At 29.2% G+C, this 26105-nt stretch carries 28 protein-coding genes; 14 read left to right on the top strand and 14 right to left on the bottom strand.

Annotated elements, in window-relative coordinates:
* Positions 1-124: 124 nt before the first annotated feature.
* The 3 genes from P161_RS0106220 to P161_RS0106210 all read right to left on the bottom strand — a co-directional run bounded on the left by P161_RS0106220 (position 125) and on the right by P161_RS0106210 (position 3367).
* Positions 125-685, bottom strand: a complete 561-nt coding sequence (locus P161_RS0106220; RefSeq protein WP_026776169.1) for a hypothetical protein — start codon at positions 683-685, stop codon at positions 125-127.
* Positions 682-2208: a glutamate--tRNA ligase gene (gltX, locus tag P161_RS0106215; protein WP_026776168.1), complete on the bottom strand. Its 1527-nt coding sequence runs from the start codon at positions 2206-2208 to the stop codon at positions 682-684. The genes P161_RS0106220 and gltX overlap by 4 nt, the downstream gene beginning before the upstream one ends.
* Before the next feature lie 313 nt (positions 2209-2521).
* Positions 2522-3367, bottom strand: a complete 846-nt coding sequence (locus P161_RS0106210) for a hypothetical protein (RefSeq protein WP_026776167.1) — start codon at positions 3365-3367, stop codon at positions 2522-2524.
* Positions 3368-3477: 110 nt separating this feature from the next.
* On the opposite strand from P161_RS0106210, the gene P161_RS0106205 reads away from it, so the two are divergent.
* The 4 genes from P161_RS0106205 (at position 3478) to P161_RS0106190 (ending at position 10374) form a co-directional block, all read left to right on the top strand.
* The gene (locus P161_RS0106205) at positions 3478-6855 is read left to right on the top strand and encodes a DUF4175 family protein (protein ID WP_026776166.1); all 3378 of its coding nucleotides are present in this window, start codon (positions 3478-3480) and stop codon (positions 6853-6855) included.
* A 2-nt stretch (positions 6856-6857) separates the two neighbouring features.
* Positions 6858-7271, top strand: coding sequence for an rRNA maturation RNase YbeY (gene ybeY / locus P161_RS0106200; protein WP_026776165.1), 414 nt, complete (start codon positions 6858-6860; stop codon positions 7269-7271).
* A gap of 46 nt (positions 7272-7317) precedes the next feature.
* Positions 7318-9195 carry a tRNA uridine-5-carboxymethylaminomethyl(34) synthesis enzyme MnmG gene (mnmG, locus tag P161_RS0106195; RefSeq protein WP_026776164.1) on the top strand — a complete coding sequence of 626 codons (1878 nt, stop codon included), beginning with the start codon at positions 7318-7320 and terminating at the stop codon, positions 9193-9195.
* Positions 9196-9516: 321 nt separating this feature from the next.
* On the top strand, positions 9517-10374 hold the full coding sequence (locus tag P161_RS0106190) for a class I SAM-dependent methyltransferase (protein WP_026776163.1): 858 nt from the start codon (positions 9517-9519) through the stop codon (positions 10372-10374).
* 143 nt (positions 10375-10517) lie between these two features.
* Here P161_RS0106190 and P161_RS0106185 read toward each other — a convergent pair whose 3' ends face one another.
* From P161_RS0106185 to panB, 7 genes are all read right to left on the bottom strand, one after another.
* Positions 10518-10916: a hypothetical protein gene (locus tag P161_RS0106185; RefSeq protein ID WP_026776162.1), complete on the bottom strand. Its 399-nt coding sequence runs from the start codon at positions 10914-10916 to the stop codon at positions 10518-10520.
* Positions 10917-10937: 21 nt separating this feature from the next.
* A complete protein-coding gene (locus tag P161_RS0106180; protein ID WP_026776161.1) occupies positions 10938-11324 on the bottom strand; it encodes a VOC family protein in 387 nt (128 codons plus the stop codon).
* 105 nt (positions 11325-11429) lie between these two features.
* A complete protein-coding gene (locus tag P161_RS0106175; RefSeq protein WP_026776160.1) occupies positions 11430-11885 on the bottom strand; it encodes a DUF1801 domain-containing protein in 456 nt (151 codons plus the stop codon).
* Positions 11886-11923: 38 nt separating this feature from the next.
* Positions 11924-12862, bottom strand: a complete 939-nt coding sequence (locus P161_RS0106170) for a 2-hydroxyacid dehydrogenase (protein ID WP_026776159.1) — start codon at positions 12860-12862, stop codon at positions 11924-11926.
* Complete coding sequence (locus tag P161_RS0106165; RefSeq protein WP_026776158.1) at positions 12859-13314, bottom strand: VOC family protein; 456 nt, start codon at positions 13312-13314, stop codon at positions 12859-12861. Before P161_RS0106165 ends, P161_RS0106170 begins: the two co-directional genes overlap by 4 nt.
* A complete protein-coding gene (locus tag P161_RS0106160; RefSeq protein ID WP_026776157.1) occupies positions 13311-13550 on the bottom strand; it encodes a hypothetical protein in 240 nt (79 codons plus the stop codon). Before P161_RS0106160 ends, P161_RS0106165 begins: the two co-directional genes overlap by 4 nt.
* Positions 13531-14349: a 3-methyl-2-oxobutanoate hydroxymethyltransferase gene (gene panB / locus P161_RS0106155; protein WP_026776156.1), complete on the bottom strand. Its 819-nt coding sequence runs from the start codon at positions 14347-14349 to the stop codon at positions 13531-13533. Before panB ends, P161_RS0106160 begins: the two co-directional genes overlap by 20 nt.
* A 133-nt stretch (positions 14350-14482) precedes the next feature.
* Here panB and P161_RS18150 point away from each other — a divergent pair, with 133 nt between their 5' ends.
* The 4 genes from P161_RS18150 to P161_RS0106135 all read left to right on the top strand — a co-directional run bounded on the left by P161_RS18150 (position 14483) and on the right by P161_RS0106135 (position 16659).
* Complete coding sequence (locus tag P161_RS18150) at positions 14483-14983, top strand: nuclear transport factor 2 family protein (protein ID WP_036841292.1); 501 nt, start codon at positions 14483-14485, stop codon at positions 14981-14983.
* Positions 14984-15012: 29 nt separating this feature from the next.
* Positions 15013-15579 (top strand): sigma-70 family RNA polymerase sigma factor, encoded by a 567-nt coding sequence (locus P161_RS0106145; protein ID WP_026776155.1) that lies wholly within the window; start codon positions 15013-15015, stop codon positions 15577-15579.
* A gap of 3 nt (positions 15580-15582) precedes the next feature.
* Complete coding sequence (locus tag P161_RS0106140; RefSeq protein ID WP_026776154.1) at positions 15583-15846, top strand: hypothetical protein; 264 nt, start codon at positions 15583-15585, stop codon at positions 15844-15846.
* A gap of 168 nt (positions 15847-16014) precedes the next feature.
* On the top strand, positions 16015-16659 hold the full coding sequence (locus P161_RS0106135) for an O-methyltransferase (RefSeq protein ID WP_026776153.1): 645 nt from the start codon (positions 16015-16017) through the stop codon (positions 16657-16659).
* Between the two features lie 9 nt (positions 16660-16668).
* On the opposite strand, the gene P161_RS0106130 is transcribed toward P161_RS0106135, so the two are convergent.
* Entirely contained in the window at positions 16669-16950 is a 282-nt protein-coding gene (locus tag P161_RS0106130; RefSeq protein WP_026776152.1) for a twin-arginine translocase TatA/TatE family subunit, read from the bottom strand.
* 248 nt (positions 16951-17198) lie between these two features.
* Here P161_RS0106130 and P161_RS0106125 point away from each other — a divergent pair, with 248 nt between their 5' ends.
* The 3 genes from P161_RS0106125 to P161_RS0106115 all read left to right on the top strand — a co-directional run bounded on the left by P161_RS0106125 (position 17199) and on the right by P161_RS0106115 (position 19780).
* On the top strand, positions 17199-17696 hold the full coding sequence (locus tag P161_RS0106125) for a hypothetical protein (protein WP_026776151.1): 498 nt from the start codon (positions 17199-17201) through the stop codon (positions 17694-17696).
* Between the two features lie 823 nt (positions 17697-18519).
* The gene (locus P161_RS0106120; protein WP_026776150.1) at positions 18520-19071 is read left to right on the top strand and encodes a hypothetical protein; all 552 of its coding nucleotides are present in this window, start codon (positions 18520-18522) and stop codon (positions 19069-19071) included.
* Complete coding sequence (locus P161_RS0106115) at positions 19061-19780, top strand: hypothetical protein (protein ID WP_155810429.1); 720 nt, start codon at positions 19061-19063, stop codon at positions 19778-19780. The genes P161_RS0106120 and P161_RS0106115 overlap by 11 nt, the downstream gene beginning before the upstream one ends.
* A gap of 279 nt (positions 19781-20059) precedes the next feature.
* On the opposite strand, the gene mutS is transcribed toward P161_RS0106115, so the two are convergent.
* Positions 20060-22669, bottom strand: a complete 2610-nt coding sequence (gene mutS / locus P161_RS0106110; protein WP_026776148.1) for a DNA mismatch repair protein MutS — start codon at positions 22667-22669, stop codon at positions 20060-20062.
* A gap of 120 nt (positions 22670-22789) precedes the next feature.
* On the opposite strand from mutS, the gene P161_RS0106105 reads away from it, so the two are divergent.
* From P161_RS0106105 to P161_RS0106095, 3 genes are read left to right on the top strand one after another with little or no spacing between them, the layout of a single operon-like run.
* A complete protein-coding gene (locus P161_RS0106105; protein ID WP_026776147.1) occupies positions 22790-23320 on the top strand; it encodes an RNA methyltransferase in 531 nt (176 codons plus the stop codon).
* A 39-nt stretch (positions 23321-23359) separates the two neighbouring features.
* Positions 23360-23596, top strand: a complete 237-nt coding sequence (locus P161_RS0106100; protein WP_026776146.1) for a hypothetical protein — start codon at positions 23360-23362, stop codon at positions 23594-23596.
* Entirely contained in the window at positions 23581-23883 is a 303-nt protein-coding gene (locus tag P161_RS0106095) for a type II toxin-antitoxin system RelE/ParE family toxin (protein WP_026776145.1), read from the top strand. The genes P161_RS0106100 and P161_RS0106095 overlap by 16 nt, the downstream gene beginning before the upstream one ends.
* Positions 23884-23899: 16 nt before the next feature.
* On the opposite strand, the gene mgtE is transcribed toward P161_RS0106095, so the two are convergent.
* Both mgtE and rsmA read right to left on the bottom strand, forming a co-directional pair.
* Positions 23900-25252, bottom strand: coding sequence for a magnesium transporter (mgtE, locus tag P161_RS0106090; RefSeq protein ID WP_026776144.1), 1353 nt, complete (start codon positions 25250-25252; stop codon positions 23900-23902).
* Positions 25242-26045: a 16S rRNA (adenine(1518)-N(6)/adenine(1519)-N(6))-dimethyltransferase RsmA gene (gene rsmA, locus P161_RS0106085; protein ID WP_026776143.1), complete on the bottom strand. Its 804-nt coding sequence runs from the start codon at positions 26043-26045 to the stop codon at positions 25242-25244. Before rsmA ends, mgtE begins: the two co-directional genes overlap by 11 nt.
* Positions 26046-26105 lie beyond the last annotated feature (60 nt).

The raw sequence follows: 26105 nt of genomic DNA, 5'->3' as shown, positions 1-26105 counted from the left end.
TGTTCTAGGTAAAGATACTGATTTTCAACATCTAATTTATAAGACGTCTTAATTTTATAATGTTACATTTTATGGCATAAAAAAACCTGAAAAAATTTCAGGTTTCTTAATTTATAAATGGTATTTAGTTTTCCTTATCTTCATTTTCAACTTCATTTTTTGGAAAAACTTTATAATTTTTTCTGTTATATTTAATCCACTTTTTATATTGTTTTTCAGATAATATTTCTTTCATAGTGGTATCTAACTCTTTATCATAAACTCTTAAAGTTTCAGAAATTGGCTTTAAATTTTCTGCCATTTTATTTTGGATGTTTGTACGTTCTGAAAAATCTCCTGATTTTTGAGCATTTTTCTGAAAGTTTTCAACCATTTCTTTAGTGCTGTCTAAAGTAAAACTATTAATTCTTCTAAAATCTTTTAGTTTTTTATTAAACTTTGTTAATACTTCAGAAAACTTTTTGCCTTCATCTGAAGATAATTTTATGCTTGATTTTTTTGCAAATTTTTCAATATCGTAAATTAAAATACCGAGATATTTTTCAATTTCAAAATTTGGTTCTGGAGCTTGTCTTGGTGCTTGGTTCATTCTACCTAGACCTTGATTTCTCATGCCTCCATTATTAAACTGACTATGAGCTATTAAACTTGTAAAAGCGAAAACTAAAAGGATGTATTTTTTCATGATTCTATTTTTTCGATTGCGTTTTGTATTCTTTTAATGGTTTCTTCTTTACCAACTAAATAAATAATATCAAATAAATGAGGTCCAGCTAATTTACCAACCAAACACAAACGCAAAGGTTGCATAACTTTACCAAAACCAATTTCCTTGCCAGAAAGCCAATTTTTGATTTCTTTTTCGGTATTTTCTGATGAAAACTCTTCAATATTTGAAATTACAGGAATTAATTCTTCCATTAGTTCCTTAGTGCCTTCTTTCCAACTTTTCTTTACAGCTTTTGCATCGTATTCTTTTGGAGTTTCAAAAAAGTAAGCTGCCAATTCCCAGAAATCATCAACAAAAACCGCTCTTTCTTTAATAGAAGAAACTATTTTTTGAACATCTTTTTTAGCTAACTGTATCCCTTTCTTTTCTAAAGTAGGCATAAATAAATCTGTTAGCATTTCATCATCTTTGGTTTGCATGTATTGTTGCTGAAACCATTTTGTTTTATCCAAATCAAATTTTGCACCTGCTTTATTAACACGTTCAAAATCAAATTTTTGTGTTAATTCTTCTAAAGAAAAAATTTCTTGTGTTGTTCCAGGATTCCAACCTAAAAAGGCTAACATATTTATAAAGGCGTCTGCAAAATAACCATCTTCTTTAAAACCTCTAGAAACTTCTCCTGTTTCTTCATTTGTGTAGGCTAAAGGAAACACTGGAAACCCTAATTTATCTCCATCTCTTTTGCTTAATTTTCCTCTACCAACTGGTTTTAGAATTAACGGTAAATGGGCAAATTTTGGAATATCCCATTCAAAAGCTTTGTATAATAAAACGTGTAAAGGCATAGAAGGTAACCATTCTTCACCTCTAATTACGTGTGTAATTTCCATTAAATGGTCATCAACAATATTTGCTAAATGATAGGTTGGCATTCCATCAGATTTAAATAAAACCTTATCATCTAATGTATTTGTTTTTATGGTAATTCTGCCACGAATTTCGTCTTCCATGTACAAAATTTCGCTTTGTGGGTTTTTAAATCGAATTACATATTTATCACCAGCATCAATTTTCTTTTGTACTTCTTCTTCAGATAAAACTAAAGAGTTTGTTAATTTTCCTTCTTCTCTATTTTGCCAGTTATAGATAAACATTTTTCCTTTAGAGGCATTAAAATCTCTCTGTGCAGTTAATTCCTCTGGAGTATCAAAAGCATAATATGCATGACCGTTTTCTAATAAAATATCAGCATATTTTTTATAGATGTGTTTACGTTCAGATTGTTTGTATGGACCAAATTTTTCGTTGGTATTTGGACCTTCATCAAAAGGAATGTTACACCATTTTAAAGCGTCTATAATATATTGTTCTGCATTAGCTACATAACGTGTTTGGTCTGTATCTTCTATTCTTAAAATAAAAGTTCCATTGTGTTTTTTAGCGAATAAATAGTTGTATAAAGCTGTTCTTACACCACCAATATGTAAAGGTCCTGTAGGACTTGGAGCAAAACGTACGCGAACATTAGATTTCATTTTCTTTATTTTTTAGTGTCCTAATTTTGTAGGGAATATTTTTTTATGAACCTTAAAAGGTATTTAAGGTACTTTTTAACGCTACAAAGATAGTTTTTCTAATAGATAATAGAAATTAGAAGCAATAAAATTAATTGATATTAAAAGACTCCACAGGTTTTTTAAACTTGCGAGAATTCATTTAAATTTTTATTCGTGCTTTTGTTCCATTTTTTAAATCACTTAAAAAAACAATATTCTTTAAATTGCGATAATTGACGAGGGTGGATTTTGCCAAAAAAGTTTTTGCTGAAATTGGTATTTATATTTTCCCCTAAAAAGTATTAAAAATTCCAATAGAAAAAGCGCTTTGTTTAGGAACATTATTTCCAGAAAAAGCATTTGCAAAACTTGCTGTAACTCCAAGGTCACACAATTGTAAAATGGCTTTTAAACCATAAGCAGCATATTCTTGATCATTTTGATACAAACCATTTAAAGGATTATAATTTATTCTGTTACCATCTTCAAAAGATTCTACAACATCTAGAAAGCCAATTAGCCAGATATTTTTTAAAATTTTGCCACCAAATTCGCCACCAATTTTAAAATTGTTACTGTAGTCATTGGTTCTTACATCTACACCAATATGAGATTGAAAAAATGTTTTTCCGAAACTTTTTCCTGCTAACAATTGAGGTGTAAAAGTATAGGCATCAAAACCAGTTCTAATTCCAGATTTTTCATAAAAAGTACTTGTATTTAATTCTGTAACAAACTGTCCAGAAATTACCCAACCTTTATTATAAAATTGATGTTTAATACCTAAAGAAATATTTCCAAAAGCTGTTTCCTTAAAGTTTAAAATCTCAGAACAATCGCCAACACAATTTATTGCAGGATCTATATAAGCAAAATTATCAACAGCAATACTTTTTAATGGAATACTTGCAATAAATGTGGTTTTATCAGAGTAACCATATTCACTATAAATTTGATAGGTATTATCAGTTATATTTCCGTTTGTAAAAAAATCTGGATCTCCAAAAATTTCATTATAATCTGATATTGTAGTGTAAGAAAAGTTTACAAACAAATCTCCTTTTTCTTTGGTCCAAGGACTTTGAGCGAAAATTGTTGAGGTTATAAATAGCGAAAATAGTAAGGTTCTAAATTTCATATTTTTAGTTTAAATATTTTTAGTTGTTTAATGGCTTAAATACTTACAAATTGTTTTAACAAATATTTGCTTTAAAATCTTATCAAAATTAGTACTTTTATTTGTTGATTATGAGCGAATTCGAAAATATACAGAAAAAACTACATCAGTTTACCCAGAAATACTATACAAATGAGTTGATAAAAGGAGCAATCTTATTCTTTTCATTAGGCTTTTTGTATTTATTTTTTATACTTTTTTTAGAGTATTTTTTATGGTTAAAACCTACTGCAAGAACTATTTTATTTTGGCTCTTTATAGTTGTTGAAGTTTTCTTGTTTATTAGGTTTATAGCAATTCCTATTTTTAAATTGATAGGTTTTAGAAAAGGAATTTCTTTTACAGCATCTTCAAAAATTATTGGTGCACATTTTCCTGAAGTTCAAGACAAATTGTTAAACGTTTTACAGTTAAAAGAAAACGCAGATGAATCAGACTTAATTCTGGCAAGTATCAACCAAAAATCTGCAGAATTACAACCCATTCCGTTTGTAAAAGCAGTTGATTTTAAAGAGAATGCAACCTATCTAAAATATGCAATTGTGCCTATTTTAATTTATGTAATAAGCTTATTTACAGTAAGTAATGCTTCTTTGTCTGAAAGTTTACAACGTGTTGTAAATCATAGAACTGCTTATAATCCACCAGCACCATTTTTGTTTACTTTAACCAATAAAAACTTACAAGTAATTCAAGGAAAATCGATAAAAATTGATGTAAAAACTATTGGAGAAGTAATTCCAAATGAAGCTAAAATCATTTTTAATAATCAGCAATATTTTTTACAAAATAATGGTAATGCTTCATTTTCTTATACGTTTTTAGATGTGCAAGAAACCATTAACTTTTATGTTGAAGCCAATGGAGTTCAATCTCAAAATTATCAAATAAATATAATAGGTACACCAACAATCAACAACATTTCTTTGGATTTAAAGTATCCTAGTTATTTAGTCCGAACAAATGAAACAATTCAGAATTCTGGTAATCTAACAGTTCCTGAAGGCACAAATATTACATGGAACGTACAAACTTCTCAAACAGATGAGTTGGCGTTTATCAACAATGATAAAAGAGAAAATTTTACAAATAAAGCTAATGGAAACTTTGAATATCAAAAGCAAATTAAAAATGCGTTGAACTATCAAATATCGTCATCAAACAAAAATTTGCAAGATTATGAGAATTTACAGTTTTCTGTTGATGTTGTAAAAGATGAGTTTCCTATAATTTCTGTGACTTCGAATATTGATAGCATTTCACGTGGAACTGCACAATTTGCTGGACAGATTTCAGATGATTATGGTTTGCGTTCTTTAAAATTGATTTATTATGATGAAGAAAATATTGAAGGTAAGCAACAATTCAATTTGCAAATTTCTAAACAAAATATTCAAACTTTCTTCTATCAATTTCCTGAGGGGTTAAATTTAAAAAAAGGTGTTAATTACGAAATGTATTTTCAGGTTTTTGACAATGATGGAGTCAATGGAAATAAATCTGCAAAAAGTAAAGTTTTTAATTATCGACAAAAAACTGAAGATGAAGTAGAGGAGGAGTTGTTGCAAGAACAAAGAAATACCATTAACGATTTAGAAAACTCTGTTCAAAAACAACAAAAGCAACAAGAGCAATTAGAAAATATTCAGCAAGAGTTGCAGAATAAAAAGAGTATTAATTTTAATGATAAAAAGAAAGTAGAAAATTTTATAAAGCGTCAAGAACAATACAAAGAAATGATGCAAAAACAAACGGATAAATTACAAGAAAATTTAGACGAAAAAGAGGAGAAAGATAAAACGTTACAAGAGAAAAAAGAAGATTTAAAAGAACGCATAAAAGAGCTTAAAAAATTAGATAAGCAACAAAAGCTGTTGGATGAAATTCAGAAAATGGCTGATAAATTAAATAAAGAAGATTTAGTACAAAAAGCCAAGGAATTAGCGCAACAAAATAAGCAACAACAGCGTAGTTTAGAGAAAATGTTAGAAATGGTAAAACGTTTTTATGTAGAGCAAAAAGCCATGCAAATTGCTAACAAAATTGAGGAATTGTCTAAAAAGCAAGAAAAATTAGCTGATGATTTGGAGGTTCCTTTAAAATTACAAGAAGATGTTAAAAAAGATTTTGATGCTATTACAAAAGAACTTGAGGAATTAAATCAAGATAATGAGAAGTTAAAAGAACCAATGGAATTGCCAGATGTGGATCAAGAAAAAGAAGATGTAAATGAAGAGTTGAAGAAATCTGAAGAGAATTTAAAAAGTGAAAATAAACAAGAAGCAAAAAGTAGTCAAAAGAAATCATCTAAAAAGATGAAGGAGATGAGTGCAAAAATGCAAAAATCTATGATGGAAATGCAAGGGGAATCTATGGAAGAAAATATAGAGGATCTTCGTAAAATTTTAGAAAACCTAGTTATTTTCTCTTTTCAACAAGAACAGTTAATGGACAAATTTGGTGAAACATCAACATCACATCCTGACTTTGGTAATGATTTAAAAAAGCAAAACGAAATCAAAACCTATTTTGAACATATAGATGATAGTTTGTATGTTTTAGCAATGCGTCTGCCAAAAATATCCACCAAAATTCAAGACGATTTATCTTCTGTGCATTATAATTTAGATCAATCTTTAGAGAATTTTTCTGAAAACAGATTTAATAACGGACTTTCAAATCAACGTTATGTAATGACATCCACAAATAATTTAGCAGATTATTTAAGTACTATTTTAAATGATATGCAAAATAATATGTCAATGAAAATGGGCAAAGGAAAAAAAGGAAAAAGTGGCGGTTTTAGTTTACCAGATTTAATTAAAAAACAACAAGGTTTGTCCAAAAAGATGAAAGATGGAATGCAAAAAGGTGGTGAAAAAGAAGGAGACAAGAAAGGACAGAAACCTGGAGAAAAAGGAAAAGAAGGCGAAAAAGGTGAGAAAGGAAAAGATGGAAAAGGAGGGAAGTCTGGAGAAAATGGAAAACCTGGAGGAAATGGAGAAGGATCTAATGATGATTTAGATGGAGAATTATATGAAATATTTAAAGAACAATCGCAATTAAGGCAAGAATTGCAAAATGCGATTAAAGAAAGTGAAAACGGAAATCCGAATGGAAATGGCAATGCAAAAAAGGCTTTAAAAACCATGGAAGATTTGGAAAATGAAATTTTAGAAAAAGGGTTTAATGCTGGTACACTGCAAAAAATGCAAAATTTAAACTACGAATTATTAAAATTAGAAAAGGCTGCTTTAGAGCAAGGCAAAGATGAAAAACGTAATGCAAACACGAGTCAAATAGAGAATCAAAGGAATAAAGCAAAAGCCCTAGAATTTAAAAAGCAGTTTTACAATCAAATAGAGATATTAAACAGACAATCCTTACCTTTGCAGCAAAATTATAAAAAGAAGGTCAGAGAATACTTTTCTGACACTAAGAAAGGTTAGTTATGATCACATATAATTATGAAACTGAGTTCGTTTTAGAAAATGAAACTCAACTAGAAAGTTGGATTGAAAAAGTAGTTTCAGAAAAAGGTTTTGAGCTTGGTGAAATCAATTATATTTTTTGTGATGATGAATATTTATTGAAGCTAAATGTTGAATTTTTACAACATGATACACTTACAGATATCATCAGTTTTGATAATTCTTTAGGGAATTTAATTAATGGAGATATTTTTATATCTGTAGAAAGAGTTAATGAGAATGCTAAAGAATATAACGTAACTTTTGAGGAAGAGTTACATAGAGTTATGATTCACGGAGTTTTACATTATATGGGTTTAAAAGATAAATCTGCTGATGAAAAAATGGTGATGAGAAAAGAAGAAAATAAAGCTTTATCGGTTTTAAAGTTTTGATAATCAGTTTAATAAAATAAAAGTTTCACGTGGAACTATTAAGATAATGAGTTTATTTACAACAACTTACGACGTAATTGTAGTAGGAGGAGGCCATGCAGGAAGTGAGGCTGCTGCTGCTGCTGCAAATATGGGTGCACACACATTATTAATTACAATGAATTTGCAAAATATTGCGCAAATGAGTTGTAATCCTGCAATGGGTGGCATTGCAAAAGGACAAATTTTAAGGGAAATTGATGCGTTAGGAGGTTATAGTGGAATTGTAACTGATAAGACAGCTATTCAGTTTAAAATGCTAAACAAGTCTAAAGGACCTGCAATGTGGAGTCCAAGAGCACAATCTGACAGAATGCAGTTTGCAGAATGTTGGCGAACCATGTTAGAGCAAACTGAAAATGTAGATTTTTATCAAGATTCTGTAAACGGATTATTGTTTGATGAAAATAAAATTATTGGTGTTAAAACAGCTTTAGGTTTAGAGATAAAAGCAAAGACTGTTATCATAACTGCTGGTACTTTTTTAAATGGATTAATTCATATTGGTGATAAAAGTTTTGGTGGAGGTAGAGCAGGTGAAGGAGCGTCTACTGGAATTACAGAAGATTTAGTTGCGAAAGGTTTTGAAGCTGGTAGAATGAAAACAGGAACACCTCCAAGAGTGGATGGGCGTTCTTTAGATTATTCTAAAATGATTGAGCAGCCAGGAGATGAAATTACTGAAAAGTTTTCTTATTTACCAATCACTAAAAACTTAACAGAACAACGTTCTTGTTGGTTAACATATACCAATCAAAAAGTACACGATTTATTGCGTGAAGGTTTTGATAGATCGCCAATGTTTAATGGTAGAATTAAATCTACAGGACCAAGATATTGTCCTTCTGTAGAGGATAAAGTAGATCGTTTTGCAACCAAAGAAAGGCACCAAATGTTTATTGAGCCAGAAGGTTGGTCAACTGTGGAAATGTATGTAAATGGGTTTTCTACTTCGTTACCAGAAGACATTCAAGACAAAGCTATAAGAGCAGTAGAAGGTTTTGAAAATGTAAAGTTTTTAAGATATGGATATGCTATTGAATACGACTTTTTTCAACCTACTCAATTAAAACATTCTTTAGAAACGAAGTTGATTGAAAACTTGTTTTTTGCAGGACAAATAAATGGAACTACAGGTTATGAAGAGGCAGCTGCACAAGGTTTAATGGCTGGTGTAAATGCGGCTTTAAAAGTACAAGGAAAAGAACCATTTATCTTAAAAAGAAACGAAGCTTACATTGCTGTTTTAATAGATGATTTAATTACTAAAGGTACAGAAGAACCTTACAGAATGTTTACATCTAGAGCAGAATACAGAACGTTATTAAGGCAAGATAATGCAGATTTAAGACTAACTCCTAAAGGATATGAATTAGGTTTAGCATCTAAAGAACGTTTGGATAGGGTTCTTGAAAAGCAACGCAAAACAGATTTATTAATTAAGTTTTTAGAAGAAACTAGTGTTAAAGAAAATGAGATAAATCCTATTTTAGAGGCAAAGAATTTAGCACTCATTAATCAATCTATGAAGTTGTTTAAGATTGCTGCAAGACCTCAATTAGATTTTTCTGACTTCAAAAACATTAAGAAATTAAGTGCTTTTTTAGAGGAAAATGCTATCGATAAAGAAGTGATTGAACAAGCTGAAATACACTTAAAATATTCTGGTTATATTGATAAAGAAAAGAACAATGCAGATAAGTTAAATAGGTTAGAGAATGTAAAAATTCCAGCTGCTTTTAATTATCAAAAATTACAATCTTTATCTTTTGAAGCACGAGAGAAGTTAACTAAGATTCAACCCACTTCAATATCTCAAGCAAGCAGAATTAGTGGTGTTTCTCCTAGTGATATTTCTGTGTTGTTAGTGTATATGGGAAGGTAAATATAGTCAAGATGAATCTTCAAAAAAGCAAGAAATTGTTTTAAAAATATTAATTGTTCCTTGTGGAACATTCTTAATAATTCTTTTAAATTATATGTTTTTTAGAGTTAAACAATTTAATTTGTAAATGAATTTGAGACGCAAAAAAAATATTCTTTTTGCGTTTTTTATTAAGTTTTTGACTGTGTATTTTATTAAAAAAATAGTAATGTTCCTCGTGGAACAACTCAAAAAAAGTATAATTCTTTCAATAATATTTTTCTAATTTGTGTTTCTATCGATTCAAAAATTAGAAAAATTCAATATTAAGTATTACTATAAATGAATAAAAAAATAGACTTTTATAAAAATTTAGAGCCTTTTTTAGAGTGTAAAGATTACACAGTTTCTGGAGAAGTTTATCAAGTAAAAAAGAACACTGAATTTGATATGTTGGTTACAGTTCCTGTTCCAATAAATTTGGGAGATTATTATAAAAGTGAAGATTATATTTCTCATACCGATTCTAAAAAATCTGTTTTAGATAAAGTATACCAAGCTGTAAAAAACATCACTTTAAAAAGAAAATTAAAGTTGATAAATTCTTTTGGAACATCAACAAAAAATATTTTAGATGTTGGAGCAGGGACAGGAGATTTTTTAAGCGTTTGTAAAAATAATTCTTGGACTGTTTTTGGAACAGAACCAAATACTGATGCAAGAAACATTGCAGCAAAAAAAGGAGTAATGCTTCAGGAAAATTTATCAAAAATAAAAAATAGTAAGTTTGATGTGATTACGCTTTGGCATGTTTTAGAACATGTAGAGAATTTACAAGAATACATTTCTGAGTTAGAAAATTTACTTTCTGAAAATGGAAGATTAATCATTGCAGTTCCTAATTATAAAAGTAATGATGCAAAATATTATAGAGAACATTGGGCTGCTTTTGATGTGCCAAGACATTTGTGGCATTTTTCGCAAACATCAATTTCAAAATTATTTTCTGAAGTAGATATGATAGTTGAAAAAACGCTCCCAATGAAATTCGATTCGTATTATGTTTCTCTTTTAAGCGAAAAATATAAATCTGGAAAAATGAATCCTATAAAATCTTTTCAGAGAGGTTTTTCTTCAAATTTGAGCGCAAATAGTACAAATGAGTATTCTTCTTTAATTTATGTGCTAAAAAAGCAGTAAAAATCGATTTTAAAAAGAATAGATTCATTTTTTATCTATATATAATACAATTACCTTCTTAAAATTTTAAAAGCCCTTAAAACGCAAGTTTTAAGGGCTTTTTTTATCAATATAATTGATTATAAAAAATATAATAATAATTTTTAGCTATTTAATAAATAAACACCAAAGAGTGTAATCAAAAAATAGACAGCTAAGGACATGGCTCCTGCATAATCTTTTGCAAGACGTTGTCCAATCAATAAGAAAATTAAAACGACAGCACAAAGCTCAATTCCTAATAAGGCAATTTCTTTTGCACCTGAAGTGTATAATTGATATACTCCAAAAATCATCAATCCTCCTGCAAGGATTTCTAAAACTAAAATAATACCTAATAGTAAAGGAACACTATTTTTTAAAGGCGAGTTTTTAAAATGATCTGAAATAAAAGAAACGTTTCCTTTCCAATCTAATAATTTGTCGATTCCAGATTGTACAAAAGTTACGATTAAGAAAAGTAGAATTAATACTTCTGTTGGGTAATTGGATAATAATTTCATAATTTAAAAAAAGTTTAGTGTTTAATTAAAAGCTGCATCAATAGGTTCCCAAAGTTCAATTTTATTGCCTTCGTTATCTAAAATCCAACCGAATTTTCCGTATTCAAACTCTTGCATTTCTCCTACAATAGTAACACCTTCTTTTTTTAGTTCAGCTAATAATTCCACTAAATTTTCGACTCTGTAATTAAACATAAAGTCTTTTTTAGAAGGCTCAAAATAATCGGTTTTTTCTGGAAAAGCACTCCATTGAGTAGAGCAATCATTTCCTTGTTTGTCTTTCCACCAAAAGGTAGAGCCATAATCATCTGTATTAAAACCTAAATGTTTTTTGTACCAATCTTTTGATGCCTTTGGATCATCACTTTTAAAAAAAATACCACCAATTCCTGTAACTCTTTTTTTCATATTCTATAAATTTTATATTTTTCTGTCATTTCGACCTTGTGGAGAAATCTTATTATTCTTATAGATTTTTCGATTTCGCTTTGCTTCACTCAAAATGACAAACTGTTATTTTTTAGTATTGGTTTCATAAATTTCAATCCATTCTTCTACACTCATTTTAGAGCAAAGTTCTGCAATTAAACCGTATGGAATTTCATCGATTTTTTTAAAACGAATGCAACTTTTACCCATATCTAATTTGCGTTTGCAATGTTTAGGGTATGTTGCCACAAACCAATCTAACAATTCTTTTTTTGCATAAATACCTGAATGATAAATATTTATAGAGTTTTTTTGTGAAGCTATATTTATAAATGGTAAAGGTGTATTTGGTTGACAATGATAACCATCTGGATAAGTGTTTAATGGAACATAATAACCAATCATTTTATATAACATACCTTCTTCAAAACCTGAAGGTAAATTATCTGCAATTGTTTTTCTCAATTTCTGAAAAGCCTGTTGCCTTTCTTCAGGAATTTGTGCTATATATTCTTCAGGTGAATTTGCTTCGTAAGTCATTTTATATCTTTTTTAGTTGCTATTTTAAAACCAGTAAGTTAACAAAATTTTGCTTTTATTTTATCGACAATCGTTTGTGCTAATTTTTCTTTACTTTCTAAAGTCCAACCAGCAACATGTGGAGATAAAATTACATTTTCAGATTGAATTAAAAATTCAAAAGCTTTTGGCAAACTATTATCAGAAAAAAGGTTTTCAAAAGATGATTTTTCATATTCTAAAACGTCTAAACCAGCACCTAAAATTTTATCCGATTTTAATGCTGCCACCAAATCTTTGGTAACTACAGATGTTCCACGTGCAGTATTTATCAACCAGAAAGACTCTTTAAAACTGTTTATAAACGCTGAGTTAATCATGTTTATAGTTAGTTCGGTTTCTGGAGTATGCAAGCTTAGAACATCGCATTTTTCTTGTAATTCTTTAAGAGATACTTGAGTACAATTTTCATCACCAACATTGGGTTTTATGTCATAACAAAGCACTTTAACATCAAAACCATGTAGTTTTTTTGCAAAAGATTTTCCCATATTTCCATAACCAATTAAACCTACAGTTTTTCCATCTAATTCTAAACCTCTGTTTTCTTCACGTAACCATTTTCCATTTCTAACTTCCTTATCAGCTTTGTTTAGTTTGTTAAAAAGCGATAAAAGCATGGCTAAAGAATGTTCGCCAACAGCGTTTCTATTGCCTTCTGGAGCTGCAATTAATGCTATTTTTTTTGATGTAGCATATTCACAATCAATGTTTTCTAAACCAGCACCAACTCTTCCAATAAATTTTAAATTGGTTGCTTTGTCCAAAAAATGTTTATCAATCTTAAAACGACTTCTTATAATAAAACCATCATAATTATGAATTTTGGCTTCAATTTCTTGTTTTGAAGATGTATAATCTTCATCATTTATAAAACCTAAATCGTCTAATTGATTTATTAAAAGTTTGTGATTTGTATCTAAATGTAGAATTTTCATTTTTTTTCTAATTCAATAAATTCATCGTAAGAAATAATTCCTTTTTCGGGTCTTGCAGTTCCATTAAGAATCCCAATAAATTCTAGATAATTTCCATCAGGATCATCAAAATAAATAGAAATTGCTGGCATCCAAGCAAAAACCATAGGTTTTTCTGAGCCATCATTTAAGAAATTTCTACAACTTAAATTTTTGCTTTTTAAAAAGTTAACGGACTCATTTATAATCCAATCAGGTTCGCATTCAAATGCAAAATGTCTTTTAGCAATATCGCCATCAGCTTTTTCCCACAAACCTAACATTTGTTGTTTTGTGTTTCCTACCCAGAAAAAAGCTAGTCTTCTATCATCTTTTGTTCTGCATAGCTCTAAACCAAGCGTGTTTTGATAAAAATCAATGGCATTTTCTAAATTTTGAACTTCAATATGTGTTTCAAATAATCCTTTTATCATTTGTTTTTTTTGAGTTCACTTTCTAGCTTTTTAATTTTAGCATTTTTATCTTTAAGTTCCATTTTTTGATAAATTATTGTAGAGGCTACATAGATTAAAATTAAAATATGTTTTACATCGTCATTCTCGCTAATCTCCACATCAAAAAGTCTGTCAATAATATACAAGATACCAAAAGAAACAATTGAAATATCAGAGATATATTTTAAGACTATTTTAATATTGTTCTTCTTCATTAGGGAAATCTTTACTTTTTACATCAGCAACATAACTTTCAAAAGCACCAGTCATATCAGCATATAAATCTAAATATCTACGTAAAAAACGAGGGTTAAATTCATGCGTCATTCCAATCATATCATGGGTTACTAAAACTTGCCCATCAACACCATTTCCTGCTCCAATTCCTATTACAGGAATTGTTAAAGCATCTGCCACTTTTTTAGCCAATTTTGCAGGTACTTTTTCTAAAACGATGGCAAAACAACCCAATCTTTCTAGTAATAAAGCATCGTCCATTAATTTTTCTGCTTCCTCTTCTTCTTTTGCTCTAACTGTATAAGTACCAAACTTATAAATAGATTGTGGTGTTAAACCTAAATGACCCATAACAGGAATTCCTGCATTTAAAATACGTTTTATCGATTCTTTAATTTCTCTACCACCTTCTAATTTTATGGAGTGTCCACCACTTTCTTTCATGATTCTAATGGCAGAACGCAACGCTTCTTTAGGATCAGATTGGTAACTACCAAAAGGTAAATCTACCACCACCAAAGAACGATCTATGGCTCTAACAACTGAACTGGCATGATAAATCATTTGATCTAAAGTAATTGGCAGGGTAGTTTCATGACCAGCCATTACATTCGAGGCAGAATCGCCCACTAAAAGTACATCCAATCCTGCACCATCTAATATTTTAGCCATGGTATAATCGTAAGCAGTTAACATGGAAATTTTTTCTCCATTTGCTTTCATTTCTACCAAAGATTTTACAGTAACTCTTTTGTACTGTTTTTTAGCTACAGACATATTTTTTTATTTTTTATGAACGTAAATGTAAGAAATATCAATAGATTTTTTGTTGATTCATAGATTGTAAGTTTGGTTTAAATTTATGGAGTCATTACTTTTTTGTAGTTTTATCTTTTATAAACCATACTTTATGATAAGATTTATACTGCTTTTATGCTCGGTTATGTTTTCGGTAACATTAGTGGCTCAAAAAAATACGCAAGCATATGATATTAAAACCAGTGAATTTAAAGTTAAAAAAGTAATTGAAACTTTTTTTGAAGCACTGCATAAAGGAGATAGTACATTAATGAAAAGTACACTGCACAAGGAAGTAAAAATTCAAACAACATCTACAGATAAAAAGGGGTTAAGAATTTTAAAAACAGAACCAGCAGCAACCTTGTTGAGTTCTGTTGCTAATAAAAAACCAGAAAATATTTATTTTGAAAAATTACTTTCTTATAATATTAAGGTTGATGGCAATTTAGCATCAGTTTGGACACCTTATGAGTTTTATGTAAATGGAAATTTTAGTCATTGTGGAGCCAATTCTTTTCAATTATTTTATAACAATAATGAATGGGAAATTATTTTTTTGGTAGACATGAGAAGAAGAGACAGTTGTAACGCATTAAAAGAAAAAAATTAACGTTATATTTGATTTCTTTAAAATCTAAAATGCCTAAAGAAGAAATTACTTTGAATCCTGATACTTGGATTGATAATTACGCAGATTACCTATTTAATTATGCTGTTGTTCGAGTTAATAACAGTGACATTGCCAAAGACTTAGTGCAAGATACTTTCTTTGCTGGCTTAAAATCTGCGAAAAATTTTCAAGGAAAATCTACAGAAAGAACATGGCTTGTATCCATTTTAAAAAGAAAAGTAATAGACTATTACAGAAAAATAAATTCTAAAAAAGGCAAGGCTGAAGTAAGAATGAATTTTTATAATGATGGCGAAAACGAAGGAAGTTGGATTGAAGAACGCGTGCCACAAAATTGGATTAATAAAACCGAAAAAGATATAGAAAACCAAGAATTAAAAACTCAATTGGATATTTGTATTGATAATTTACCAGAAAAATACGCATTGGTTTTTAGAATGAAAACCATTCAAGAATTTGAGACTGAAGAAATTTGTAAGGAGTTAGATATAACTTCGTCCAATTTATGGGTTATTATTCATAGAGCTAGAACTCAACTAAGAAAGTGCATGGAAGATAACTGGTTTAATAATTAAGAGATGTTTAAAAAATTCAACATTACTTGTGATGAAGCTACAACTATCTGTGATAAAAGTCAGTATAAAGAAGCTTCATTTACAGAAATTCTAAAGTTAAAATGGCATTTTTTACAATGTAAAGTTTGCAAGCTGTATTCCATTCACAATAAAAAAATGTCGCTTTTTTTTAGAGTAATAGCTGCCGACTGCAAAAAAAATAAAAAAAAGTTATCAGAAGCAGACAAAGAAAAATTAGCTGTGGAATTTAAAAAGATAAGAGTATAAAATTTAAGTAGTTTTTAAAGCTACATTTTTTTAATTTTTCTTATATACAAACAGCGTTTATAGAAATGTAAATTCTGTTTTTTTATTTTAATTTTGCCTTCTTAATAGTAGTCCAAGTTTATTTATAAACTATGAAGTAGGTTTCGACTGCGCTCAACCAGACAGAATATGCATTTTTTACCAGAAAAAATAGACGATTATGTTGTGGAACATTCACAACAAGAGCCCAAAATTTTACAGGAATTAAGCAAGGAAACTTGGCAAAAAGTTTTAAATCCAAGAATGTTAAGTGGTGCTTTTCAAGGGAGAATTTTATCAATGCTTTCAAAATTAATACAACCGAAAGTTATTTTAGAAATAGGCACTTATACAGGGTATTCTGCATTGTGTTTTGCTGAAGGATTATCATCCGAAGGAAAAATAATTACCATTGATAAAAACGAAGAATTAGAAACATTACAAAATAAGTATTTCGAGAAATCTGGATTCAGACATCAAATTATACAAAAAGTTGGCAATGCTTTAGAAATTATTCCTACCATAAAAGAGCAATTCGATTTGGTTTTTATGGATGCAGATAAATCTAATTATATCAATTATTTTCATCAAATAATTGATAAAATGAAACCAGGAGGTATTATTTTATCTGATAATGTACTTTGGAGTGGTAAAATTGTAGCGGAGTTAGATCCAAAAGATATTGATACAAAAGTATTACTGGAATATAATAAGCTTTTAAATACAGATAATCGTTTAGAAACAGTTTTACTGCCAATAAGAGATGGTTTAACAATAAGTAGAGTAAAATTTTAGATACAAAAATTAAAACTGTCTTTTAATTGGGCCAGTTAAATCGTCGATTTTATCTTTAACACTATCAACTTCTTTTTTAATGTCTTTACTAATATCTGTCTCTAAACCATGCTTTTTAGAGCTATCGTTAATTTCTCTTTTAATATCATTTGTTGCATCTTTTACTTGACGCATTCCTTTTCCTAAACCTCTTGCAATCTCAGGAATTTTATCCGCGCCAAAAACCATCACCACAATTAACATGATTATAAAAATCTCTGGGCCACCAATAAATAAAATAGTAGTATTCATAATAATACAAAGGTAATAGTTATTCTAGTAAATGTATTCAAAAATTATCCTAAAAAATGTACTTTTTTTATGTTATTTTTTTAGTTTAAAAAAAGGTTATAACAAATATTTAAGCGTAGTCTTTTGTGTTTAAGTCTTTTATAATTTTACTTTTTTTTTGTTAATAACTAAATTTTTATTTCAAGAAACTTGTAAATGTCATAAAAAGGTTTAACTTTGCTTTTAATAACCCTAAAAAACCCCACATAATGAAATCCCTTAAAAAAATCGCAGCGCTAGCTGTGGTGCTAATTGGTATATTTGCTTTTAGCACAAAAACAACAACTTTACCAAAAACAAGTTTAAATTTAGAAGCCATTAATGTAGTAGACATGCTATCCAAACAACAGTTTGAGTGCAGACCTTCTTCTGATGTTATGTTTTATGTAGAAACAAACATTGTAAAAAAGGTTAGAGGAGCTAACAACATTAATGCAAAAGTATATCTTATAGATAGGGCTTCTGGAAATAAAAGTTTATTGGCAGTAGAAAACTTACAAATTAATAAATTTGAAGGTTCTATTGCTATTGGTCATCATGATGCTATAGATGGTTTTACACCTTCTGAAATAGCAAATGGCGACAAAATTATTGGAAGTTTAGAAAAAGCACCTTATAGTTTTGAAGAACTTATTAAGTACGAAGCTATTTACAATGCTTATTTAAATGCTACCAACAAATTATTAGATTTAAAAAGGACTATTTAGAAGAAAACCAATTCAACTACCCCTAGAATCTAAAACCTAAAAGCCTTGTGCTTTTAGGTTTTATTTTTTTATAGAAGTTTTTTAAAAATTAATGTTTCAAAAAAAATTAACGCATTTCTATATTTTTGGCATCTAAAACCATCAATTTTTTAAATAACTATAAACCAATATTTTATGTTTTTTATCTCCCCCTTAAGGAGGATACGTCACCCCCTAAAGAGGGATGTGAAATATCCCCCTTTAGGGGGATTGACAAGCGCGTTTTTATCTTTTAAATTTATAAAAGCAAAAATTGTAAATATTTAAAAGGTAAAAGAAACAGCAATTTATCTTGGTTGTCAAAATATGTGAAAGCTATAAAAAGTCGTTAATTATAGGTAGACAAGTTTACATTCTGAAAAACAGAATTTATAGAAAATTGAAAGCCTAAAAAAATTGTTGCTAATATTATTAATTAAAATAATCATATAGCGAATTTATAAAAACCTATTATCTAAAATTAATAGGTGATATACGTAATAAAAGTTACTATATAACGAGTTGTATGCAATTAGAAAGTAATTATCTTAATGAAAAAAGTAGAAAAGAAAAACTTATGCTTACTGAATTAAAAATATAAAAATCGAACAAATAATTTATTACCTAAAACTTTTGCCTATGTAAATAAACAAGAAGCCAATCAGAAGAAGTTTTAAATAATTAAAACACTTCACAGTAAATCAAAACAAATCAAGCGTTTTTTGAATGCTATTTATTAACAACCTAAAAGTATTTAAGTTAAAATTTATTATTTATGAAAATATTTAAACTTTTAGTAATTACAATGTTCATCCTCACATCTTGTGAAAAGTCTGGGCCTATAGATTATTTAAAACAAAGCGAAATTATTAACAATACCATTTTAGTTTCAAAGGAACAAACAATAGAATTTGACTCGGATTTCGAAAGAAAAATGGGAGTTTCAAATTTAAAAATTGATGATTCTCGTAAATCATTTATTGACATCGAAGAAAACAAATATTATGTTCCAATTTTACCTGGTTATAGTTTTGAAGATGAAGCACTATTAAAATCTGATGATGATCCAGAAATCAAAGAAGTAAGTGTTAATGTAAAATTTAAAATTGCAAGGTTAAATCCAAGAGAAAATCCAGCAAAATGTCAAGGAGATTGTAAATGCGGTATAGGCTTTAGATGTGGTGGTTCTGCAACCGTTAAAATTAAAGTTAGCCCAAAAGGCAGCAATAATGATTATGATGAATTCAATTACGATACACGAGAGGCCATTGCCAATCAATACATTAATACTAAAGAAAATTATTATATATTTGAATTTATTACAAAAATCGACTGGAAAAGACTAAATGATGAATAATAAAACTTCTAATTTATTGAGCTGTATTCTATTATACAGCTCAATTTTTCTATTTATTTCTTGTGGTTCAGTAATGAAATTAATGGTTGGGTTACCTGATCTAAATGTATATACACAAAGTCAAATAGAGGATAATATTGCTGTTTTACCAAAGGAAGAAAATATAATTGATGCACAATTAAAAAACACATTAACTGATAAAGATATTAAAACTTTTATTGCTTTTTCTATAGCATATCGAACATATGTTTATGATCAAAAAGACAGTCTTCTTTGTTACAATGGGGAAGAATACTGCTCTATCAATCAGCTAGATACTTTAAAAAATAGTAGCATTGTAGATAATTACGAAATATGTAATCAGGGTAATACAGATATTCAAATAGAAAGTCTTTTAGGAAGTTTTGATACTATTATATCTAAAGTTCAATTAACAAAAAATATTGATTTAAATGAATACAAGTATAAGATTTTGGTGTTTTTGAATACTGATATTTCAAAAGGAGAAATTAAAGAAGATTGGGATTACATATACAATTCATTAAAAAATAATCCTGATATTCTATTTGTAAGAGTTTGGACTGATTTGAATGAAAATTTTGGTTTAAAAAAAGGCGCAAAGGCAAGATTTAAAATGAGAAAAGTAAAAAATTCAAAAAGAGAATACGAAATTATCCTTAAACACTTACCATACAAGCAAAAAAGTTAATTTTGTTTTGTATAGATGTTTTTAAAGTTATTTAGACAATAAATGTAAACTTTGTTTTAGAGTAAAAAAATAAGTGATTTTCTTATCTTTATTGTAAAAAATTAATGTATTACACTTATGTGTTTAAAAAGGCTTGTTTGATAAATAACTGCCTACAACAATGTATAAAAAAAATTACTAATAAAAGCCAACGTACGAAGGTCCTCACGAACATTTTTGGTTGGTTTTTATTTGCTAGTTTTAGTGCTTAAACTACGTAACTTTTGTTATACACAAACCTTACTTTTTCAACAACATCCTTTTAATTTCGTTCAATTTCATCAAAGCTTCAATAGGTGTTAATGTATCAATATTTGTTGCTAAAATTTCTTCACGAATATTTTCTAATAAAGGATCATCTAACTGAAAAAAACTGAGTTGCATTTCTTCGTGTTGTGTTTGTTTTAAAACGTCCTTTACTTCATCGTTTTTATTATTTTTTTCTAATTGTGATAGTATTTTATTCGCTCTATGAATCACCATATTTGGCATTCCTGCTAATTTTGCAACGTGAATACCAAAACTATGATTTGAGCCTCCAGAAACCAATTTACGCAAGAAAATAATGTTGTCTTCTAACTCCTTTACAGATACATTAAAGTTTTTGATTCGCTCAAAAGTGGTTGTCATTTCATTCAATTCGTGATAATGAGTGGCAAATAATGTTTTTGCTTTGGTTGGGTGTTCGTGTAAGAACTCAGAAATTGCCCAAGCAATCGAAATTCCATCATAAGTAGAGGTTCCTCTACCAATTTCATCTAATAAAATTAAACTGCGCTCAGAAACATTATTTAAGATGGATGCTGTTTCATTCATTTCTACCATAAATGTAGATTCGCCCATAGAAATATTATCACTGGCACCAACTCTTGTAAAAATCTTGTCTACAATCCCAATTTTTGCATTTTGAGCAGGCACATAACTTCCCATTTGTGCTAATAAAACAATGAGAGCAGTTTGTCTTAAAATGGCAGATTTACCAGACATGTTTGGTCCAGTAATCATAATAATTTGTTGTTGATTTCTATTCAATACAACATCGTTTGCAATATACGTTTGATCAATTGGAAGCTGCTTTTCTATAACAGGATGTCTTCCATTTTTGATGTCCAAATCTGTGCTTTCATCCATAATTGGACGAACATAATTGTTGTCGATTGCTAAAACAGAAAAGGATAATAAACAATCAATTTTTGAAATAATTTGCGCATTTTCTTGCACAACATCTACAAATTGAATGATATATTGCAACAATTTTGAGAAAATTTCTTGCTCTAATTTGGCAATTTTTTCTTCTGCACCTAAAATTTTAGTTTCGTATTCTTTGAGTTCTTCAGTAATGTATCTTTCAGCAGAAACTAAAGTTTGTTTACGAATCCATTCTGTTGGAACTTTATCTTTATGTGTATTTCGAACTTCAATATAATAACCAAAAACGTTGTTGAAAGCTATTTTTAAACTGCTAATTCCTGTTGCTTCAGTTTCACGAGCTAGCATATCATCTAAATATTGTTTTCCAGATGATGAAATTGCACGTAAATCGTCTAATTCTTGATGTACATTATTGGCAATTGCATTTCCTTTATTGATGTTTACAGGAGCATCATCAAATAATGTTTCTGTAATTTTTGTGATTAAAACTTCACAAGTATGTAATTGTTTCCCAAGTTCTTGAACCGTTTTGTTTTTACTTTTTTCTGATGCACTTTTTATCGGTAAAATTGCTTTTAAAGAATCTTTTAACAATACAATTTCTCTTGGCGAAGCTTTACCAGTTGCCACTTTAGAAATCAATCTTTCTAAATCTGATATTTGTTTTAGTTGATAAGTAACTGTCTTTGAAAAATCATTAGAATTGATAAAAAATTTGACCAATTCATGACGATTTTGAATCTCATCAATATTCTTTAAAGGCAAAGCCAACCAGCGTTTTAACAATCGCCCACCCATAGGCGAAATGGTTTTGTCAATCACATCTAAAAGTGTTACAGCGTTTACAGAATTTGGGTTGTATAATTCCAAATTTCTTACTGTAAACCTATCCATCCAAACATAATTGTCTTCTGCAATTCTGCTAATATTTTGGATGTGTTTTAACTGATTGTGTTGCGTTTCTGATAAATAATACAATACAGCACCAGCAGCAATAATTCCGTTTTTGACTTCGTGAATTCCAAAACCTTTTAAACTTTTTACTTCAAAATGATTGTGTAATGTTTCGTTTGCATATTCCTTTTGAAAAACCCAATCGTCTAAATAAAATGTATAATATCTATTTTCAAAAAGCTCTAAAAATTGCTGTTTGTGTTGCTTTTGGACTAAAACTTCACTTGGAGAGAAGTTTTGCAACAATTTATCTATGTATTCTGCATTTCCTTGAGCCACTAAATATTCGCCTGTAGAAACATCGAGAAAAGAAATTCCTAATTGTTTTTTATCGAAATGAACAGCTGCTAAAAAGTTGTTGGTTTTGCTTTGTAAAACTTCGTCGTTTAAAGAAACTCCAGGCGTAACCAATTCTGTAACACCACGTTTTACAATGGTTTTTGTCATTTTTGGATCTTCTAACTGATCGCAAATCGCGACACGCATTCCAGCTTTTACCAACTTTGGCAAATAGGTATTTAAAGAATGATGAGGAAAACCAGCCAAAGCAGTTTCAGAATCTGAACCAGCTCCACGTTTTGTAAGCGTAATTCCTAAAACTCCAGCCGCTTTTTTGGCATCTTCTCCAAAAGTTTCATAGAAATCTCCCACACGAAAAAGCAACATAGCATCAGGATATTTTTTCTTGATAGCATTGTATTGTTTCATTAAAGGAGTTACCTTTTTTACTTTTGATTTTGCCAAGGTTAGGAATTTTTCAATTAGTTTTGCGAAGATAGAAAAAAGTTGTTAGTCGTTAGTTTTTAGTTGTTAGTTTTCAACTGAGTTTTCTAAGGTCTAAAGACTAAAAGCTAAAGACTAAAAATGAGAAAATTAAAAAATAACGAGTTAGGTAGAATTTCGGTTGATGAATTTAAAGCTGTTAAAAAAACACCTTTAATAATCGTTTTAGATAACGTTAGAAGTTTAAATAATATTGGTTCTGTCTTTAGAACTTCGGATGCTTTTTTGATTGAAAAAATCTATTTATGTGGCATTTGTGCAACTCCACCCAATAAAGATATTCATAAAACAGCTTTGGGTGCAACTGAATCTGTGGAATGGGAATATGCTGAAAGTACGCTTGAATTAGTTCAAAAATTAAAAAAAGATAACGTAAAAGTTTTGGCTATTGAGCAAGCTGAAAACTCGACCAAATTAGATACTTTTTACCCAGAAAAAGACACAAAGTATGCAGTTGTGATGGGAAATGAAGTAAAAGGTGTGCAGCAAGCAGTGGTAAATGCAAGCGATTTTTGTATTGAAATTCCGCAATTGGGCACCAAACATTCCTTGAATATTTCTGTAACTACAGGTGTTGTTATTTGGGATTTGTTTGTGAAGTTGAAGATTTAAATTTGATAAGTTGTATATTTGATTGAAAAATAAAGGTTTATGGATTTACAGGCAGATTTAAAATGGATACATAAAGAACTTGAGGAGGTTAAAGATGTAGATTTGATAAAATCGATAAAAGATCTTTTAGAAAAAAGAAAGAAAACGTCTTTAGATAGAATTGATGTAAAACAATATAATACTGAAATTGAAACATCTTTAAGACAAGTTGAAGAAGGAGCTGTAATTTCTCACGAAAATTTAGGAGAAAAATTAAAGCAATGGTCAAAAAAATAATTTGGACTAATTTTGCAGAAGCAAATCTACACACTTGTTTTTTAGAACTTTTAGAAGAGTCTAAATCTTTAGAAATTACCTCTAGAGTGATTACTGAAGTTTATGAATCTGTTTTAATACTATCTACAAATTCAGAAATTTACAAATTAGATTCTTTAAAGCTTAATAATAAAGGGAACGTTAGGGCATTTCAAAAACATTCTTATAGAATTTCTTATTTAGTTGAAGAAAAAGAAGTTTATATTTTAAGAGTTAAGCATGCTAAAAAAGAACCTTTAGAATATTAATTTTATTCAAAAAACCCTAAAAACCTAACACCAATTTAGCAATAGAAAAATAGATTAAAATTCCTAAAATATCGTTGCTTGTGGTGATAAATGGACCAGTTGCTAATGCAGGATCTACACCTCTTTTTGCCAAAATAATCGGAATAAAAGTACCAATAATTGAGGCAATTACAATAACAGAAACCAAAGAAGCTGCGACTGTAATTCCTAAATCTAATTTAAAACCTAGAAATAACATTCCTGCAGACATTAATAGCGCTGCTAAAACAAATCCGTTTAACAATCCTTGTAAAATTTCTTTTAAAAGTCGTTTAAAAAGCGAACCTCGCAAACTATCGTTTGCTAAACCTTGCACAATAATTGCAGAAGATTGTACACCAACATTACCAGCCATTGCTGCAATTAAGGGTGTAAAAAAGAAAAGTTCTGGATAAGTACCCATAGCAGAATCGAAACTACCCAGTACAGAAACCGAAATAAAACCACCAAAAAGTGCTAAAATTAGCCAAGGTAAACGTGCTTTTGTCAATTCCCAAATGGTATCATTTACTTCCACATCTTGAGAGAAACCTGCAGCCATTTGGTAATCTTTATCAGCTTCATCTCTAATAACATCAACAATATCATCAATAGTAATTCTACCTACTAAAACGTTGTTATCATCTACAACAGGAATGGCTTCCAAATCGTATTTTGCCATAATTTTGGCAATCTCTTCATCATCTTCATCTACATTTACGGAATCTACAGAATCTTTAGAAATATCTGCTATTTTTTGATCGGATTTTGCGATTATTAAATCTTTTAAAGACAAACGTCCAACTAGTTTATCTTCTTTGTCAACTACGTAAATGGAATGCACTCTGGTTACTTCTGCTGCTTGCCCACGAATTCTACGCATACAACCTGCAACTGTCCAAGTTTCATACACTTTTACAAGCTCTTTTGCCATTAAAGCACCTGCAGTATTATCTTCGTACGATAAAAGTTCTTTTATATCTGCTTTAAGAGTATCATCTTCTAACGCATTTATAACTCGTTTTTGACGCTCAATGGAAAGTTCTCCAATAATATCTGCTGCATCATCAGAATCCATTTCACCAATTTCATCTGCAATTTCTTGAGCGGATAAATTGTCAAGAATTTTCTCTCGAATATCATCTTCTAATTCTGTTAGGATTTCAGATGTTTTTTCGCTGTCTAAAAGTTTAATGATGTAAATGGCTTCATCAAAATCTAACTCGTCTAAAACCTCTGCAATATCAGCAAAATGAACGTCCTCAAATAAAGCTGTAATCTCTTTTGATTGGTCTTTGGCAATAAGTATGGAAAGGTTATCTAGAAAGTCGTCTGTGATTTCAAATGGCATCTTTTGCTAGTTTTTGCGTGAGTGAAATAAACTCTTGAACTGATAATTGTTCTGGTCGTTTTGCAAAGATAGGTTCTTCCTTTAAAGAATCCGAAAGATTGAAAGATTTTAAACTAGAACGTAACATTTTTCTACGTTGATTAAAGGCCGTTTTTACAACTCTAAAAAATAGTTTTTCATCTACAGGTAACGAATAATCTTTTTTTCTGATGAAACGAATTACGCCAGAATCTACTTTTGGTGGTGGATTAAAAACAGTTGGTGGTACTGTAAATAAGTATTCTACATCAAAAAAAGCTTGTGTTAAAACAGATAAAATTCCATATACTTTAGAGCCTTCTTTTTCAGCAATTCGCATCGCAACTTCTTTTTGAAACATACCTGCAAATTCAGGAACAAATTCTCTGTTTTCTATCGCTTTAAAAACAATTTGCGTAGAAATATTATATGGAAAATTACCAATAATGGCTACTTGTTCTTTCTTAAAAATTTCTTGAATATCTTTCTTTAAAAAGTCGCCTTCAATAATTTCGAATTTTTCTTTGGATGTATTTAGGTTGATATTTTCAATGGGAAACACATCTTTTAAATACGCTACAGATTCTCTGTCTAACTCAAAAACAGTAACTTTTGGTTTTTTCTGTAAGATGTATTTTGTCAAAACACCCATTCCAGGACCAATTTCTAATACATGATTATAACCAACTTCTGTTAAAGCATCTGCAATATCTTTTGCAATGGTTTCATCTGTTAAAAAATGTTGACCTAAATGTTTTTTTGCTTTTACAGACATAGAATTTACTTTTTGTTACATTTTGCACAAATGTACAGTTAAAAATATCCAAATTTCCAA

It is taken from the genome of Polaribacter sp. Hel_I_88 (genome assembly GCF_000687935.1).
GTDB lineage: Bacteria > Bacteroidota > Bacteroidia > Flavobacteriales > Flavobacteriaceae > Polaribacter.
The sequence above is the reverse complement of the archived record's forward strand: the minus strand, read 5'-3'. Positions and strand labels throughout refer to the sequence as shown.

Bases quoted from the DNA above. Each gene is read 5' to 3' on its own strand.
- P161_RS0106205 (WP_026776166.1), top strand. From the start codon at position 3,478: ATGAGCGAATTCGAAAATATACAGAAAAAACTACATCAGTTTACCCAG.
- P161_RS0106145 (WP_026776155.1), top strand. From the start codon at position 15,013: ATGCCTAAAGAAGAAATTACTTTGAATCCTGATACTTGGATTGATAAT.
- panB (WP_026776156.1), bottom strand. From the start codon at position 14,349: ATGTCTGTAGCTAAAAAACAGTACAAAAGAGTTACTGTAAAATCTTTG.
- P161_RS0106115 (WP_155810429.1), top strand. From the start codon at position 19,061: ATGATGAATAATAAAACTTCTAATTTATTGAGCTGTATTCTATTATAC.
- P161_RS0106130 (WP_026776152.1), bottom strand. From the start codon at position 16,950: ATGAATACTACTATTTTATTTATTGGTGGCCCAGAGATTTTTATAATC.
- P161_RS0106160 (WP_026776157.1), bottom strand. From the start codon at position 13,550: ATGAAGAAGAACAATATTAAAATAGTCTTAAAATATATCTCTGATATT.
- ybeY (WP_026776165.1), top strand. From the start codon at position 6,858: ATGATCACATATAATTATGAAACTGAGTTCGTTTTAGAAAATGAAACT.
- P161_RS0106220 (WP_026776169.1), bottom strand. From the start codon at position 685: ATGAAAAAATACATCCTTTTAGTTTTCGCTTTTACAAGTTTAATAGCT.
- P161_RS0106185 (WP_026776162.1), bottom strand. From the start codon at position 10,916: ATGAAATTATTATCCAATTACCCAACAGAAGTATTAATTCTACTTTTC.
- P161_RS0106140 (WP_026776154.1), top strand. From the start codon at position 15,583: ATGTTTAAAAAATTCAACATTACTTGTGATGAAGCTACAACTATCTGT.
- P161_RS0106175 (WP_026776160.1), bottom strand. From the start codon at position 11,885: ATGACTTACGAAGCAAATTCACCTGAAGAATATATAGCACAAATTCCT.
- P161_RS0106135 (WP_026776153.1), top strand. From the start codon at position 16,015: ATGCATTTTTTACCAGAAAAAATAGACGATTATGTTGTGGAACATTCA.
- P161_RS0106105 (WP_026776147.1), top strand. From the start codon at position 22,790: ATGAGAAAATTAAAAAATAACGAGTTAGGTAGAATTTCGGTTGATGAA.
- P161_RS0106095 (WP_026776145.1), top strand. From the start codon at position 23,581: ATGGTCAAAAAAATAATTTGGACTAATTTTGCAGAAGCAAATCTACAC.
- P161_RS0106165 (WP_026776158.1), bottom strand. From the start codon at position 13,314: ATGATAAAAGGATTATTTGAAACACATATTGAAGTTCAAAATTTAGAA.
- P161_RS0106100 (WP_026776146.1), top strand. From the start codon at position 23,360: ATGGATTTACAGGCAGATTTAAAATGGATACATAAAGAACTTGAGGAG.
- P161_RS0106170 (WP_026776159.1), bottom strand. From the start codon at position 12,862: ATGAAAATTCTACATTTAGATACAAATCACAAACTTTTAATAAATCAA.
- P161_RS0106190 (WP_026776163.1), top strand. From the start codon at position 9,517: ATGAATAAAAAAATAGACTTTTATAAAAATTTAGAGCCTTTTTTAGAG.
- mgtE (WP_026776144.1), bottom strand. From the start codon at position 25,252: ATGCCATTTGAAATCACAGACGACTTTCTAGATAACCTTTCCATACTT.
- P161_RS0106210 (WP_026776167.1), bottom strand. From the start codon at position 3,367: ATGAAATTTAGAACCTTACTATTTTCGCTATTTATAACCTCAACAATT.
- P161_RS18150 (WP_036841292.1), top strand. From the start codon at position 14,483: ATGATAAGATTTATACTGCTTTTATGCTCGGTTATGTTTTCGGTAACA.
- P161_RS0106120 (WP_026776150.1), top strand. From the start codon at position 18,520: ATGTTCATCCTCACATCTTGTGAAAAGTCTGGGCCTATAGATTATTTA.
- mnmG (WP_026776164.1), top strand. From the start codon at position 7,318: ATGAGTTTATTTACAACAACTTACGACGTAATTGTAGTAGGAGGAGGC.
- gltX (WP_026776168.1), bottom strand. From the start codon at position 2,208: ATGAAATCTAATGTTCGCGTACGTTTTGCTCCAAGTCCTACAGGACCT.
- P161_RS0106180 (WP_026776161.1), bottom strand. From the start codon at position 11,324: ATGAAAAAAAGAGTTACAGGAATTGGTGGTATTTTTTTTAAAAGTGAT.
- P161_RS0106125 (WP_026776151.1), top strand. From the start codon at position 17,199: ATGAAATCCCTTAAAAAAATCGCAGCGCTAGCTGTGGTGCTAATTGGT.
- rsmA (WP_026776143.1), bottom strand. From the start codon at position 26,045: ATGTCTGTAAAAGCAAAAAAACATTTAGGTCAACATTTTTTAACAGAT.